This is a genomic window from Hyphomonas oceanitis SCH89, assembly GCF_000685295.1.
Classification (GTDB): domain Bacteria; phylum Pseudomonadota; class Alphaproteobacteria; order Caulobacterales; family Hyphomonadaceae; genus Hyphomonas; species Hyphomonas oceanitis.
In genome coordinates, this window is the sequence record NZ_ARYL01000001.1 from 213,963 (window position 1) to 227,255 (window position 13,293).

At 61.9% G+C, this 13,293-nt stretch carries 16 protein-coding genes; 3 read left to right on the forward strand and 13 right to left on the reverse strand.

Annotated elements, in window-relative coordinates; translation table 11 throughout:
• Positions 1–20: 20 nt before the first annotated feature.
• Positions 21–1,832 carry an aminopeptidase P family protein gene (locus HOC_RS01015; protein ID WP_035534864.1) on the reverse strand — a complete coding sequence of 604 codons (1,812 nt, stop codon included), beginning with the start codon at positions 1,830–1,832 and terminating at the stop codon, positions 21–23.
• Between the two features lie 61 nt (positions 1,833–1,893).
• Positions 1,894–2,751, reverse strand: coding sequence for a 50S ribosomal protein L11 methyltransferase (locus tag HOC_RS01020; RefSeq protein ID WP_035534868.1), 858 nt, complete (start codon positions 2,749–2,751; stop codon positions 1,894–1,896).
• A 65-nt stretch (positions 2,752–2,816) separates the two neighbouring features.
• On the opposite strand from HOC_RS01020, the gene HOC_RS01025 reads away from it, so the two are divergent.
• The 3 genes from HOC_RS01025 (at position 2,817) to HOC_RS01035 (ending at position 5,584) form a co-directional block, all read left to right on the forward strand.
• On the forward strand, positions 2,817–3,737 hold the full coding sequence (locus HOC_RS01025) for a peptidylprolyl isomerase (RefSeq protein ID WP_162174792.1): 921 nt from the start codon (positions 2,817–2,819) through the stop codon (positions 3,735–3,737).
• A complete protein-coding gene (pgeF, locus tag HOC_RS01030) occupies positions 3,734–4,504 on the forward strand; it encodes a peptidoglycan editing factor PgeF (protein WP_035534874.1) in 771 nt (256 codons plus the stop codon). The genes HOC_RS01025 and pgeF overlap by 4 nt, the downstream gene beginning before the upstream one ends.
• Positions 4,505–4,648: 144 nt before the next feature.
• The gene (locus HOC_RS01035; RefSeq protein ID WP_035534876.1) at positions 4,649–5,584 is read left to right on the forward strand and encodes a ribose-phosphate pyrophosphokinase; all 936 of its coding nucleotides are present in this window, start codon (positions 4,649–4,651) and stop codon (positions 5,582–5,584) included.
• Between the two features lie 10 nt (positions 5,585–5,594).
• On the opposite strand, the gene HOC_RS01040 is transcribed toward HOC_RS01035, so the two are convergent.
• The 11 genes from HOC_RS01040 to HOC_RS01090 all read right to left on the reverse strand — a co-directional run bounded on the left by HOC_RS01040 (position 5,595) and on the right by HOC_RS01090 (position 13,246).
• Positions 5,595–5,891 carry a hypothetical protein gene (locus HOC_RS01040; protein ID WP_035534878.1) on the reverse strand — a complete coding sequence of 99 codons (297 nt, stop codon included), beginning with the start codon at positions 5,889–5,891 and terminating at the stop codon, positions 5,595–5,597.
• Positions 5,891–7,318 carry a M56 family metallopeptidase gene (locus HOC_RS01045; RefSeq protein ID WP_035534880.1) on the reverse strand — a complete coding sequence of 476 codons (1,428 nt, stop codon included), beginning with the start codon at positions 7,316–7,318 and terminating at the stop codon, positions 5,891–5,893. Before HOC_RS01045 ends, HOC_RS01040 begins: the two co-directional genes overlap by 1 nt.
• Positions 7,315–7,698, reverse strand: coding sequence for a BlaI/MecI/CopY family transcriptional regulator (locus HOC_RS01050; RefSeq protein WP_035534882.1), 384 nt, complete (start codon positions 7,696–7,698; stop codon positions 7,315–7,317). Before HOC_RS01050 ends, HOC_RS01045 begins: the two co-directional genes overlap by 4 nt.
• Positions 7,699–7,827: 129 nt before the next feature.
• Positions 7,828–8,106 (reverse strand): hypothetical protein, encoded by a 279-nt coding sequence (locus HOC_RS01055; RefSeq protein ID WP_035534886.1) that lies wholly within the window; start codon positions 8,104–8,106, stop codon positions 7,828–7,830.
• 92 nt (positions 8,107–8,198) lie between these two features.
• Entirely contained in the window at positions 8,199–8,900 is a 702-nt protein-coding gene (locus HOC_RS01060; RefSeq protein WP_035534889.1) for a molecular chaperone DjiA, read from the reverse strand.
• 88 nt (positions 8,901–8,988) lie between these two features.
• Positions 8,989–9,870: an ion transporter gene (locus HOC_RS01065; RefSeq protein ID WP_035534892.1), complete on the reverse strand. Its 882-nt coding sequence runs from the start codon at positions 9,868–9,870 to the stop codon at positions 8,989–8,991.
• Between the two features lie 67 nt (positions 9,871–9,937).
• Positions 9,938–10,417, reverse strand: coding sequence for a YybH family protein (locus HOC_RS01070; protein WP_035534895.1), 480 nt, complete (start codon positions 10,415–10,417; stop codon positions 9,938–9,940).
• Between the two features lie 155 nt (positions 10,418–10,572).
• Positions 10,573–10,956 carry a hypothetical protein gene (locus HOC_RS01075; RefSeq protein ID WP_035534899.1) on the reverse strand — a complete coding sequence of 128 codons (384 nt, stop codon included), beginning with the start codon at positions 10,954–10,956 and terminating at the stop codon, positions 10,573–10,575.
• 107 nt (positions 10,957–11,063) lie between these two features.
• A complete protein-coding gene (locus HOC_RS01080; RefSeq protein ID WP_035534902.1) occupies positions 11,064–11,852 on the reverse strand; it encodes a hypothetical protein in 789 nt (262 codons plus the stop codon).
• A gap of 66 nt (positions 11,853–11,918) precedes the next feature.
• The gene (locus tag HOC_RS01085; protein ID WP_035534905.1) at positions 11,919–12,797 is read right to left on the reverse strand and encodes an S-methyl-5'-thioadenosine phosphorylase; all 879 of its coding nucleotides are present in this window, start codon (positions 12,795–12,797) and stop codon (positions 11,919–11,921) included.
• Positions 12,794–13,246: a GNAT family N-acetyltransferase gene (locus HOC_RS01090; RefSeq protein ID WP_162174793.1), complete on the reverse strand. Its 453-nt coding sequence runs from the start codon at positions 13,244–13,246 to the stop codon at positions 12,794–12,796. Before HOC_RS01090 ends, HOC_RS01085 begins: the two co-directional genes overlap by 4 nt.
• Positions 13,247–13,293 lie beyond the last annotated feature (47 nt).

A 13,293-nucleotide genomic window follows, 5' to 3' on the forward strand; every position in this document is an offset into this window, starting at 1 on the left:
ACGCTTTTTCGTTAACGCGATCAGATCACTGCGCAGGCCTGTTCAAGCCACGCCTTCACATCGCCCTCAAGCCGGCCCGACAGGATCTCCTGCACCCGCGCGTGATAGGCGTTGACCCAGTCCCGCTCGGCTTCCGAGAGCATATCGACCACGATCAGGTCTCGCGCCAGCGGCGCCCATGTCAGGCATTCGAAGCCCATCATGTCGATCTCTCCGCCCGGAATGGGGGCTGGCGGCGTGATGTATTGCAGGTTTTCGATACGGATGCCGTATTGGCCTTCGCGGTAATAGCCGGGCTCGTTCGACACGATCATGCCGGGTGCGAGCGGCACGGCGTTCCATGGCTTTGCGATGCGGTGCGGCCCTTCGTGGACGCCGAGATACACGCCGACGCCATGGCCGGTGCCATGCTGGTAATCCAGCCCGGCCTGCCAGAGCGCGTGGCGCGCGAGCACATCAAGGTGCGTGCCGGTGGTGCCTTTCGGGAAGCGCACGGCGGCGAGCGCGATATGGCCTTTGAGCACGAGTGTGTAGTGCTTGCGCATGTCATCGCTCGCCTTACCGATGGCCACGGTGCGCGTGACGTCCGTCGTGCCGTCGAGATACTGGCCGCCGGAATCCACGAGGAAGAGGGAATTCTTTTCCAGAACCAGATTCGACGCGGTCGAGACGCGGTAGTGCGGGAGCGCGCCGTGCGGGCCTGCGCCTGAGATGGTCGGAAAGGAGAGGTCGTTCAGGCCGGAATATTCCTCGCGGAAGGCTTCCAGCTTCATGGCGGCTTCGATCTCGGTGACCTTGCCGCTCTGGGCTTCGGTATCGAGCCAGTGGAGGAACTTGGTCAGGGCGACGCCGTCGCGATTGTGCGCCGCAGTCGTGCCGGCAATTTCTGCCGCGTTCTTGCAGGCCTTTGGCAGGGCGACCGGATCGCGCTGCTTGAGCACTTTGGCACCTGCGGCTTCCAGCGTGTCGAAGAACCAGGCCGAGGCAACGTCCGGGTCGACACTGACGGTCTTGCCCTTCAGGTCTTGCAGGCCCGCTTCGAGTTCAGACAGCGGGCGCAGCGTGACGCCATTGCCAAGATGGGTGCGCAGGGCGTCGCTGACCTTCACTTCGTCGAGGAACAGCTCGGCTGATCCGTCGGCGCGCACGATGGCGCGGCCAAGCGGCAGCGGCGTGCAGCTGACATCGCCGCCGCGAATATTGAACGCCCAAGCCACTGATGCAGGGGACGTGATCACCGTCGCGTCGGCCTTGTCGGCCTTCAATGCCTTGCCGAGGCTCACGCGCTTTTCGGCATGCTCCACGCCCGCATAAGCGACATCATGGGGCACGACTGGCGCGGTTGGCTGCTCCGGGCGGCCTTCCCAGGCGCGGTCGATCGGGTTTTCGGCGACCGCGACAAGATTGGCGCCTGCGGAAGTTGCAGCGGCTTTGAGCTGAGCCACCTCGTTCGGGCTGATGAGGCGTGGATCATAACCGATTGTCTTGCCTGCCATGTCCTGCTGGGCGAGCCAGCCAAAGGCGCCGGGCTCGGGAATGCCCTGGACCTCGAACAGGTTCGGGTCGGTCTGGTCGGCGGCCTGAAGCGTGTAGCGGCCATCAGCGAACAGGATGGCGCGATCGGTGAAGACGAATGCGTTGCCGAACGAGCCGGTAAAGCCGCTGACCCATGCGAGGCGCTCATTCGCGTCCGGCAGGTATTCGTTCTGGTATTCATCATCGTGCGGCACATAGAGGCCGTCGAGATTCATTGCGGAAAGCGCCTTGCGAAGGAGCGGCAAGTGGGTGCGACCGTCTTGCGGCCCGCCCTTGATATCAAATGTCTGTCTCATGGCTGCAGTCTTACCGCCGCGCTGGCCCCTTGGAAAGCCGCTGGCAGCTCACAGAGCCATGTCAGCCCGGCTTGCGGAAGACCAGCGTGGACCAGCCATCCCGCTTGATGCGGTGCTGAAAGTTGAGGCCGCGCGCGGCAAAAGCACTGCGCACAGGGCCTGCCTGATGGTGCAGCAGGCCTGACAGGATGATCGTGCCGCCGGGCGCCGTGAGCGGCGCTATGGTCGGCGCAAGGCCGATCAGCGGCTTCATCAGGATATTCGCGAAGACCGTGTCATACGGCCCGCCCTGCCGGATACGCGGTGTATTGGCGCCGGTAATGTGCAGGGCCGTGAAGCCGGACACATGGTTCTTCTCGGCGTTCTCGTTGGCAACGCGCACGCTGTCAAAATCGATATCAGTGCCGATGGCAGAATGGGCACCGCCCTTCATGGCTGCGATGGCGAGTACGCCCGAGCCCGTGCCGAGATCCAGCACCTTGCCGATGGCGCGGTTACGGCGCACTTCGTCCAGCGCCAGAAGGCAGCCTAGCGTTGTGCCGTGGTGTCCGGTGCCGAAGGCGGGGCCGGCTTCGATCAGGACAGCGATCTTGCCGGGCGATGTGCGCGCCAGGGCATGGCTTCCCGCAACAATGAACGGGCCCGCTTCAACCGGCGGCAGGCCTTCGAGTGACAGCGTGACCCAGTCGCGGTCCTGCAGCTCTTCAATGCGCGCGATCAGTTCAGGCGAGGCTTCGGTAATGATCTCGACGCATTCCTCGGCCTCTTCCAGCGTCTCGCAAAAGGCATCGAGGCGCCAGGCGAGCCGGCCATCTTCCTTGGCATCCACGGCACCTGCAGGCGACGGATCGGCCCAGGCGAGCGCGTCCCATGCAGTTTCGATTGGCGCGCGGGCGCCTTTAGCGGTTATCTGGTACATGGCGCAGGCGCTTAGCAGCCAAGCGGCAACTGCGCCAGAGGTCTGATTGAAAGGGGATGCAGAGGATGCGGTGGATTGGTGCAGTCGGAGCGGCGTGGGCCCTGATGGAGTGCGCCATGGCGCAAACAGGCGATATGGGCGCGCCGGCATCTGAATGGCGCCGCGTCGATCCCGAAAACCTTGTTATCCTCGAAACAACAACAGGCCCGGTCGCCATTGAACTGGCCGCCGATGCCGCGCCTGCACACGTTGCCGAATTCCGGCAGGCGGTACGTGCCGGAACCTATGACGGCGAATACTTCTATCGGGTCATTGAGGGCCACGTCGCGCAGGCGGGCCTCGAATTCGAACAACGGCTGGGCGACTGGCCGCTCCTGCCGCTGGAGGCAGAGCTCACCGTTCCTGCGGAGGGCTTCACGACGCTGGGCAATGCAGACCTGTTTGCTGAAACAGCTGGCCATCGGGACGGTTTCGCGGTCGGGCGCGAGGGCGAGCAGGAATGGCTGCTGAACTGCCCCGGCGCCCTAGGCATGGCGCGCGATACAGGCCCTGACACGGCCTCCATCGAATTCTTCATTCCGCTGGCGCCGCGCCGCTATCTTGACCGGAATTATACCGTTTTCGGCCGCGTGATTGACGGCATGGACAATGTACACCGCCTGAAGCGGGTTGATCCCGTAGACGAGGCGAACATTCCGGATTTCTTCGACAAGGGCGAAGACGCGGCAAAAGACGCCTTTGCAGCACGCGCTGACCGTCTCGCAGGGAATGAAATCCTGAAGGCCTCGCTGGCGGCGGATCTGCCCGAAGCGTCCCGTCCGGTTTATGAGGTGATGGCAACGCCGAGCCCTGAATGGGAGGCGCTCAAGCTATCCAAGCGGGACTATTCCGGCATCCCGGCCGTCGTGCATGTGCCCCCTATGGTGCTTGATGTGTGCAGCCTGCCCGTCCCTGCCCGCCGCGTTGAAGCCGAGCCAGCCCGATGAGCGCCGGCATCCCGTTCACGACAAGCGAGGCGCTGTCGGGCCTGCCCCGTGTCACGCATGGATTCTTCGGCCGCCAGGGCGGCGTCTCAAGCGGGCTCTATGACAGCCTCAATGTCGGCGAAGGCTCTGGCGACAAGCCGGACAATGTGGCCCGCAATCGCACCTTGGTGGCCGCAACGCTTGGCGCGCGGCAGCTGCTTTCCTGCTACCAGGTGCATTCGGCCAGCGTCGTTCCGGTCGAAACACCCTGGACAGAGCGCCCGCAGGCGGATGCCATGGTGACCGACAGACCCGGGATTGGGCTCTGCATCCTGACGGCAGATTGCACGCCTGTGCTTTTTGCTGATGCAGAAGCCGGCATTATCGGCGCGGCGCATGCCGGCTGGAAAGGCGCTTTGGGCGGCGTACTCGAAGCAACTGTTTCGGCCATGACGCGCATGGGCGCTGAACGCGCACGCATTCATGCGGCCATCGGCCCGACCATCGGACAGGCAAGCTATGAAGTCGGCCCGGAATTTCGTGACACGTTCATGGCTGGATCGCCGGGCAGCGAAGTTCTGTTCCGCCCGGGAATCGGCGACCGGTTCCAGTTTGACTTGCCCGGCTTCGTTCGTCAGCGGCTCGACGCCGTGGGCATTGGCGGGGTTACCGATATCGGCCACGATACGTGTGCGCTGGAAGACATGTATTTTTCCAACCGGCGCCGGAATAATCGCGGCGAGGCAGACTATGGCCGCAACGGCTCGGTCATTATGCTCGCGGGCTGACGCGCAACCTGTAGGGGTGTCGCATTCACCCTGCGAAGTCTTTCTGGCGACTCAATGCAAAATCAACCGCGTTTGCCGGTTGCGACTCGCGGGGCTTTGTTACAAAAGCGACACGGGTGGCGGGTAATCAAGGCTGATAGATTCATGAAACTACTGTCGTGCAATGCAAACCGCCCTTTGGCTGAGGCCATCGCCGACTATCTGGACATGCGCCTGACGCGGTCCGAGGTGAAATCCTTCGCTGACCAGGAGATCTTCGTCCGTATCGACGAGAATGTCCGCGGCGAAGATGTTTTCGTGATCCAGTCGACCTCTTATCCCGCCAATGACAATTTGATGCAGCTCCTGATCTGCATGGATGCCCTGAAACGTGCCTCGGCCCGCCGCATCACGGCTGTCATCCCCTATTTCGGCTATGCCCGCCAGGACCGCAAAACCGACGGCCGCACGCCCATCTCGGCGAAGCTTGTCGCCAACCTCATCTGTTCGGCGGGCGCTGACCGGGTGCTGACCGTGGACCTGCACGCAGGCCAGATTCAAGGCTTCTTCGATATCCCGACCGACAACCTGTTCGGCGGACCGGTCATGGTCGATGACATCAAGGAACGGTTCCACAAGGACAAGATCATTGTCGTGTCGCCCGATGTCGGCGGTGTGGTGCGCGCACGCTCGCTCGCCAAGCGGATCGACGCTGACCTTGCCATCGTCGACAAGCGCCGCCCTGAAGCCGGCAAGTCGGAAGTGATGAACATTATCGGCGAAGTCAAAGGCGCCCGTTGCATCATGCTCGATGACATGTGCGACTCGGGCGGAACCCTCGCAAATGCGGCAGCGGCGCTGAAGGACCACGGCGCCGTTTCCGTTTCCGCCTATGTCACGCACGGCGTGCTGTCGGGTGAAGCGGTCAAGCGGATCGAAGGCTCAGTGCTCGACGAACTGGTCATGACCGACACGATCCAGCCTTCGGCACTCGCCCTGAAATCCAAGTCGATCCGCGTTCTCCCGATCGCCCCCCTCCTCGGCGAAGCCATCCGCCGCATCGCCAATGAGGAAAGCGTCTCGAAACTCTTCGACCGCTAGGGACACATCCTCATTTGCAGGTGAGTCGTATCGACACTTCCTCGATAAGGGGCACGTGTGCCGGGTTGGCAAAACTCACCCACCAGACGCCCGGCTCTGCAGAGCGGCTTTCCGTGACCACGAATAATCCATTCGTTTTGTGGCGGGCAGAAACGCCCAGTTCGCCGGGCGGGCAATCCACCCTAAGGGTCGCCTCCGCGCCCCCTTCGAGGCGCATGGTCTGGTGACGAACGACTTCCTGCGCTCTGTTGGGCATGGCGGCGCAGCCCGCCATCAGCCCGCCGATCACCAACCATCCCCGCTTCATCACTCGATGCAGAATTGCAGCGGATAGCGCTGGCCCTTGACCACCATCGAACGGCCATTCGGACCGATATGGGGCTTGAAGCGCGCACCCGACATTCTAGCCGCTTCCTCCACAAAGACCGGATCGGAGCACTCTGCCATCATGTCCCTTGGCAGTCCGTCGGTGCCCAGATCGAACATGACCTCACAGGCACCGCTGATCTTGTCTTTCGCCGCAGCGACGGGATAGCCTGGCTGCGGGTTGGTCACTTCTTCGGGAACCCAGTTCTGACCGAGGTTCAGGCCAGCTTTCTGGTTGTCCTGTTGCGAGGCCTCAAGACGCGCCATCCAGAAAGCAGATGGCTGGCGATCCGCCCACCAGGTATTGTAGGGGCTGCAGGCCTCCTGTACGGTTTGCGGCGCCACGACAAGGTCTGGCGCAGGCGTTACCGGCATATCTTCTGGCGCTGGCGTCGGCGCGCCCGGCGCGGCGGCGGCGCCCTTGATCAGCATGCCCTGCGCAAGGGCGAGCGGCGCAGCGCAGGCCAGCGCGGCGGCCATGACGAGGCCGAGACGGCGGGGCCGGGTTTTTTCGGTCAACAATTGGTTGAGTCGCATTTTCAGGTTTCCTTTCTTCCTGAGTATGAATGCCGCCACAGGCAGCACTGCCGCATCGCGCGAGATGCGCGCCGCAGACGTCAGGGTTCGGGCATAGGCGATCCGGTCGCCCGTTAATTCGACTGTGTCATCGTCCACCACGGCCTCTCGCCAGAAGTCGAGCTGGTCGCGTATTACCCAGGCAAAGGGTGAGAACCAGAGCAGGTCTGCCACGATCCGCTCCAAGGGCCTGGCGATCAGGTCGCCGCGTTTCAGGTGCACCAGTTCGTGCACGATCACTTGCTGGGCGCCCTCCCCCCGGATCAGAGCCGATGGCACGTAGACGGATCGCCTGAACACGCCCGCCAGAAAAGGCGACCCGCGCGGTATGACACGGATTTCCGGCACGCGGGAGAGGCCGAGCGCTTCGGCCCAGTGACCGACCGGCCGGTTCGTTCTCAATGCGCGCACCTTGATGCGCTGCAGCCGCACCTGACTGACCAGCCACAGAACGAAGCGCACCAGCCAGCCCGCGGCCAGCACGCCGAGCACCAGCGTGCCAATCTCCGGCAAATTATAAGCCGACACCGGGGCGGAGACGGCCACGCCCCCTTCCGGCCCAACCATCAACGGCTCCAGCATCGGTACATCCGTCAGCGGGGCGACACCCATCATGGACAGGCCCGGCACAAACAGTGAGGCAGCAAACGGCGCAACCAGCATGAGCGCCGCGCCACGCCAGATTGCCTGCGCCAGCTTCGGCGTGGGCTTCATCCGGCAGATCAGGCTGGCACCCGCCCAGACAACGGCGCTCCAGCCAAGGGCGAGCAAGACCAGACCCAACGGGCTCATGCCTTGTCGCCTTTCTTGTCCTCTGCGGCATTGATTATGGCATCCAGCTCGTCTAGCTCGGCATCTGAGAGATGGGGGCTTTCGGCAAAAAGCGCGGCCGGGATCGGCCCGTCCATGTCCAGCACCTGTCGGGCGAAATGGCGGACCAGGCCGCCCAGCGTCGCGGTGCGGTCAAGGGTGGCAGTGTACACCGCCATGCCGTGAACGTCGGCACGGGCAACCCAGCCTTTCTCTTCCATGCGGGCAATCACGGTGCGCGTGGTGGAGGGCTTCCATCCCTGCCCCGGTCCAACAGCGTCGTGCACCTGGCGGGCGCTTTGCGGGCCACCTCTCCAGAGGTGTTTCAGAACCGCAAGTTCGGAAGAGTTGGGTTGGGACATAAGTGCCTCACTGCGCTTGTCACACTCTACGCTACATATGTAGCGCATGCGTGTCAAGAGTAGCGAAAAACAAAACGGCCTGCGTTGGAAGCAGGCCGTTTGTTCAATTTATCATTTGCGTGGGTACGTCTATTCAACGGTCCAGCCGCGTGGCGTGCGGCGCGCTTCGAGCGTCAGGGGTTCACCCTCGGTGCGAGGGCGCATCGTTGGCGTGCTGCGGGCACCGGCAAAACGCATGACCAGAGCCGCGCCCGCGAGGATGAGGCCCGCAAAGGCCGTCATTACGGCGAACATGCCGGCAGCGGCCAGAAGGACCATGCCGATCATCACCTGGATGAATAGCGCCATCCCGCCGCGCGCAGCGCTGGCGAGCGTGAAGGGAAACAGGCCTGATGCATTTTGTGTCATGACAGATCCTTTTATCGCTTACCAAGATGGCGTCATCATGGCGGCACGTCAATCGCGCTTACTGCGACCATGATGCCAATTTCGTGAACTGCCTAGTCGGGCCGCACCAGGAGGCCCCGTTCCGTACGGATCTGAGCATAGGCCGCCGTGATCGAGGCGGCCTTTGCATGGGCCGCATCTTCGAACTCACGCGGGGCACCGATATGGACCACACGGTCAGGATGGTTATCGGCCATTAACTGGCGATAGGCCGCGCGGATAAACTTGAACTCCGCATCATGGGGCACGCCGAGGATATGGTAGGGATCGTCGCGATCAGGCCCGAGATGGCTCGCCCGGATGCGGCGGAACGTGGCATCGCTGAAACCGAAAGCCTCAGCCACCGTGGCGAGAAACTGCATTTCAGGATCGGTGATAACCCCGTCTGCGCCAGCGATCTGGAACAGGCCATCCAGCACGCCTTCCAAGAGGCAGGGACGATTCTTGTATTTCCGACCAATGCGGCGCGCATAGCTTTCATAGCCGCGAACCGTCTGGCGGGCGATATTGAAGACGCGCCTGACATTGTCGGCGTCTTCCGGCGCGGCGCGGAAGACGCGCGAGAAGACCATGATTTCCCGGTCCGTCACCGCACCATCCGCCATGGCCAGCTTGGCCCCCAGGCCGACGACAGCGGCGGTGAAGCCGACATCATTGGGATCGGGCGCGCAATCATTGCCTTCGGGTTCGGGATCGGACGAATCCGGTTCAAACGGGCGGTGTCCGCCCTCCAGCAGTCGAGACCATAGATTCATCCTGCCCTCTTATAGCAGGAATTGCGCAGAATGTGAGTGAGCAGGGCTGACATATGCGTGAAGCAAAAGCGCGCAGCTTGACGCAGGGTTAATGCTCGCGCGTCTCAACAGCCTGTTTCAGTTCTGCAATCTCGGCACGCAGGGCGGTCAGAAGCTTAATGATATCACCGCGCTGGCCTTCCGCTTCGTCGAACTCCTCTTCGATTTCTTCCTCGATATCGTGAATACCCTCTTCCAGAAGCGCTTTTTGCTCCGAGGCAAGAGCGTCAACGACCAGGGCGATGAACAGATTGAGAATGGCAAAACTGGCGATGAAAATGAAGATAATGAAGAAAATCCACGCATAGGGATTGCCGTCGTCGATCACCTTCTGGACCACTTCAAACCGCCAGCCATCCATCGTCATGACCTGAAACAGGGAATAGGCCGATTTCGGCAGGTCGCCGAAGAGGAGCGCAACGTCTGGATCATCGGTCTCGCCAAACATATTGGTGGCCATGACCGCGCCAACATATGTGACGAGCGCCAGAACAGCGAAAATGGCACCCATACCGGGCAACGCTTTCATCAACGCCTCGGTTATGCGCTTCATCACCGGCACGATGTGCAAGAGGCGCAGGATACGCAGCACCCGCATGGCCCGCAGAACGCTGAACGTAGCGCCACCGGGGGCCATCGATACGCCAACGACAACGAAATCGAACCAATTCCAGCCCGACTTGAAGAATTGCATCCGATAGACGACGAGCTTCAGGCCAATCTCCACGACAAAGACCCAAGTGACCGCATGGTCGAAGATTTCCATGGCCATCACGGCGCCGCGCGGCAGCTGGGAATGGTAGGTCAGCACGCCGAGAACGACCGCGTTGATAACGATGAGCACAGTGATCAGATGGCGAAACCACGGCCGCTCGATCTCGCGTTCGAGCTGGAAGTTGCTGGTCTCGTTATCAAGTGTTGCGCGCTTCATGCGTGACTCTCCGTCCCCACAGGCGTTTTTGCCTGCATTGACGCGTCATGCAAATGCGGAATCTGATTCAGTCGGCGGAAGTGGTCGTATCGGACACGATGAGCCACTCGCCATCTATCTTGCGCATGACCAATGTATAGAGGCCGGACGGCCGGTCGCCATCGCGCTCCAGCATCCAGGCGCCATGGGCAATCGCGGCGTCTGGGGACAGGATAACGATCTCATAATCCGTCGTGGTCAGCATGCCCATCAGTTCCGGCGTGCCATAGACACGGTGATAACGGGCGTTCGTTTCGTCCCAGCCACGCGTGATATTGCCGCCAGAGGCAAAGCGCAGCTCGGGCGAGCGCCAATAACCATCCATGAAGGCGTCGATATCGCCCCGGTTCCAGGCCGTGTCCTGTGCGTTGAGAACGGCAACAATTGCGGCCGTCTCCGCCGCTGCATCAACAGCCTCGACCACAGGAGCCGACGCAATTGGCGCAGTCGGCGTTGCGCAGGCCGCGAGGGGCAATGAAAGGGCCAATGCGGCCATCAGGTATTTCATGTGATCTCTCCTCAGCGCAGCGGCATTCGCTTGAAGCACCTTATTCCTATTCCGCAAACGTAAAAGGCCCGGCCCACGTTGAAAAACGCGTGCCGGGCCGCTCATGACGAGCCTGCAGGGGTGGACGCAGCTCGCCTGAGGTCGGGAGGGTCGAGCTATTGCTTGTCAACTTTCAGATCGAGGTGGGAACTAATGTCCAGATCGGGTTCCGGCTCGAATTCATTGTCGATCTGAGTGTCGATCTCGGCATCAGCATCGCCATGGGCTTCAGCGTCTGCAGCCGCTTCGGCTTCCGCATTGGCCTCGGGTCCAGAAATGGCCATTCCGGCCTCTTCGCGCGTCTCAATATCCATCACATCATCAGGGTAGGGCTCGCCGTCAGCCATGATGTCAGCACCGGTTTCCATGGCCGGCGGGTCTATATCAATCGAGGCGTCTGTTGACGGTGTGGTGGTCGTGTCGATGCCGGAAACCTGCGCATAGGCAGGCATGGCAAGAAGGGCCATGATGGCGGCAGTTGCGGTGAGTGTGCGTTTCATGACGAGGCTCCGTTTGCTGGTCCTGAGCAACTGACGCCCAAGTGACCGCTACGGTTCCTGCTGCCTGTAAAATGCCCCGAAACCGCCCCGTTTCGCCCTTCAGGCGATCAGTGCAATTCAGCCTCTTTGGCGACTGCATCGTCGGGAGTCGCTGTAACTTCATCGTCATCTTCCTCGATAACGACTTCATCCACGTCCTTGTCCACTTTGCGGCGCCAGAGCGGACCGCGTATATCGGCATGCCTGTCATATTGCATATTGTAATATTCATGCGCCGTGTGGGTCAGCGGTTGAGGCGTCAGATGCAGGCCATAGGTGCGCAGGCGTTCGACCACTTCATCGCGCAAATACATGCCTGGCAGGGCATCCTGCGTGAATCCATGGCTCTTCATCCAGTCGCGAACGTGCCAGCTGCGCACAGTGCCGGCATCGGAGGGACGGGCGCCGTTATGGACTTCCCACATGTAGAGCGTGGCAATGCCGTTGATCACCGCGTCCATGGCATCATCAAGCGCTGCGGCGGGATCGCGCCCTTGTGCGAGAACCGCGCGGAGGCTCATCTTGCGGGCTTCAAGCTCCTGATAGGTCGCCCCGACAACCGCAATCGCGTTGCGATTGGCGCGGATCATGGTGGAGTTGACGCCATCGAGCTGGGGATGGCGGATCGGCAAGAGTGCGTCCGGGCCAGCCTCATGGTTGGCGGCGAGCTGGGCAACTTCCGTGACCATGCGCTGCAGGTTGATGCGCAATTCGTGGCTGACACCCTCGAGCGCAGACTTGGCGCCCTCGCGTTCGTCATCCCGGACACGCCAGAGCTGCCAGGCGATCAGCAGCGCAGCGGCAATCAGCAGACCGAGGCCGCCGGTGAAGAAGGTATAGAAATCCGACTCGCTCATTCTGAGGTCCCCTTCAATCGTCCCGCCGCCTCCCAAGGCCAGCCATTGGTCAATTGAAAGGAAACCTTAACCTTGCAGGGCGCGCCCTGCAATCACTTGAAGTTTTGCGAGCAATTCAGGGTCGCGAGCGGAAGGCGCCGTGATCAAGGCATAGTCGAGGCATGTATCGATGCCGTCGGGCGACGGGGTACGCTCCGTTCCGCTCAGGCTTTGGGCCAGTTTCACCACGGCCTGACGGGCAATCGCGCTGTTCTTTCCCATGATTTCCAGCACATTGGTCACGCTGACCGCCTCTTCTTCCTCGCGCCAGCAATCATAGTCCGTGACCATGGCGAGCGTGGCATAGGGCAGCTCTGCCTCACGGGCGAGCCTGGCTTCGGGCATGGCCGTCATGCCGATAACGTCGCAGCCCCATTGGCGATAGAGCTTCGATTCCGCCAGCGACGAGAATTGCGGGCCTTCCATGGCGAGATAGGTGCCGCCGCGGTGCATTTCGGCGCCAACAGACGCGGCAGCATCGGCCGCAAGCGTCGACAGACGGGAGCATACCGGGCGCGCCATGGAGACATGCGCGACCATTCCCGGACCAAAGAAGGTGGATTCCCGGGCCACTGTGCGGTCAATGAACTGGTCGACGGCGACGAAATGGCCCGGAACATACTGTTCCTTCAGGCTGCCGCAGGCCGAAATGGACAGGACGTCCGTCACACCGGCCCCCTTCAGGGCTGCGATATTGGCGCGGTAAGGAACGCTTGTCGGCGTGAGGCGGTGGCCCTTGCCGTGACGCGGCAGGAAAACCAGCTCGACATCGCCTATGCGACCACGCACCAGCGTATCAGACGGCGCGCCCCAGGGCGTCTCAACCGTCTCTTCGCGGCGGTTCTCAAGGCCTTCGATCTCGTAGAGTCCGGAGCCGCCGATTATGCCGAGTGTCCATTGGGTCATTTATCAGTCCTGAAAATCTTGCGCATGCCGAAAGGCGGCGGGGAAAGCGGGTTCGGTGTCGTCAGCACAACATCATCTGCGGGCCTGTAATCAAGCGCCTGATAGAACACGATCAGGCGAGGCTGATCCGCCCTGATGGCGAGCTGCGCACCTTCAGCCTTTCGCGCACGGCCCATGCGTTCCAGTTCATCAAGAATGACGGCGCCAAATCCTTGCTTCTGAAAGCCCGGTAGGACACCGATCCGCTTGATCTCGATCCAGCTGCCCTGCCCGCCGGGGCCCGGAACGGGCACGAACCGGCCCGAGCCGATCGGTTCACCGTCGACTTCAAGAATAACCCCGCCGCCCTTGGCAAGCTGGGCAGCAACGCTCTCAGGCGTTTCGCGAAAGACGGTGGATTCGGCGCTGACACGGCCGGTCCAGATGCGGCGCGTCAGGGCTTCAATCAAAAAGCCGTCCGCCACGGTCGCGTGGCGGACGGCTGAATTGTGTGCCT

Coding starts and splice junctions, on each gene's coding strand:
- HOC_RS01015 (WP_035534864.1), bottom strand. CDS start 1,832: ATGAGACAGACATTTGATATCAAGGGCGGGCCGCAAGACGGTCGCACC.
- HOC_RS01020 (WP_035534868.1), bottom strand. CDS start 2,751: ATGTACCAGATAACCGCTAAAGGCGCCCGCGCGCCAATCGAAACTGCA.
- HOC_RS01025 (WP_162174792.1), top strand. CDS start 2,817: ATGCGGTGGATTGGTGCAGTCGGAGCGGCGTGGGCCCTGATGGAGTGC.
- pgeF (WP_035534874.1), top strand. CDS start 3,734: ATGAGCGCCGGCATCCCGTTCACGACAAGCGAGGCGCTGTCGGGCCTG.
- HOC_RS01035 (WP_035534876.1), top strand. CDS start 4,649: ATGAAACTACTGTCGTGCAATGCAAACCGCCCTTTGGCTGAGGCCATC.
- HOC_RS01040 (WP_035534878.1), bottom strand. CDS start 5,891: ATGAAGCGGGGATGGTTGGTGATCGGCGGGCTGATGGCGGGCTGCGCC.
- HOC_RS01045 (WP_035534880.1), bottom strand. CDS start 7,318: ATGAGCCCGTTGGGTCTGGTCTTGCTCGCCCTTGGCTGGAGCGCCGTT.
- HOC_RS01050 (WP_035534882.1), bottom strand. CDS start 7,698: ATGTCCCAACCCAACTCTTCCGAACTTGCGGTTCTGAAACACCTCTGG.
- HOC_RS01055 (WP_035534886.1), bottom strand. CDS start 8,106: ATGACACAAAATGCATCAGGCCTGTTTCCCTTCACGCTCGCCAGCGCT.
- HOC_RS01060 (WP_035534889.1), bottom strand. CDS start 8,900: ATGAATCTATGGTCTCGACTGCTGGAGGGCGGACACCGCCCGTTTGAA.
- HOC_RS01065 (WP_035534892.1), bottom strand. CDS start 9,870: ATGAAGCGCGCAACACTTGATAACGAGACCAGCAACTTCCAGCTCGAA.
- HOC_RS01070 (WP_035534895.1), bottom strand. CDS start 10,417: ATGAAATACCTGATGGCCGCATTGGCCCTTTCATTGCCCCTCGCGGCC.
- HOC_RS01075 (WP_035534899.1), bottom strand. CDS start 10,956: ATGAAACGCACACTCACCGCAACTGCCGCCATCATGGCCCTTCTTGCC.
- HOC_RS01080 (WP_035534902.1), bottom strand. CDS start 11,852: ATGAGCGAGTCGGATTTCTATACCTTCTTCACCGGCGGCCTCGGTCTG.
- HOC_RS01085 (WP_035534905.1), bottom strand. CDS start 12,797: ATGACCCAATGGACACTCGGCATAATCGGCGGCTCCGGACTCTACGAG.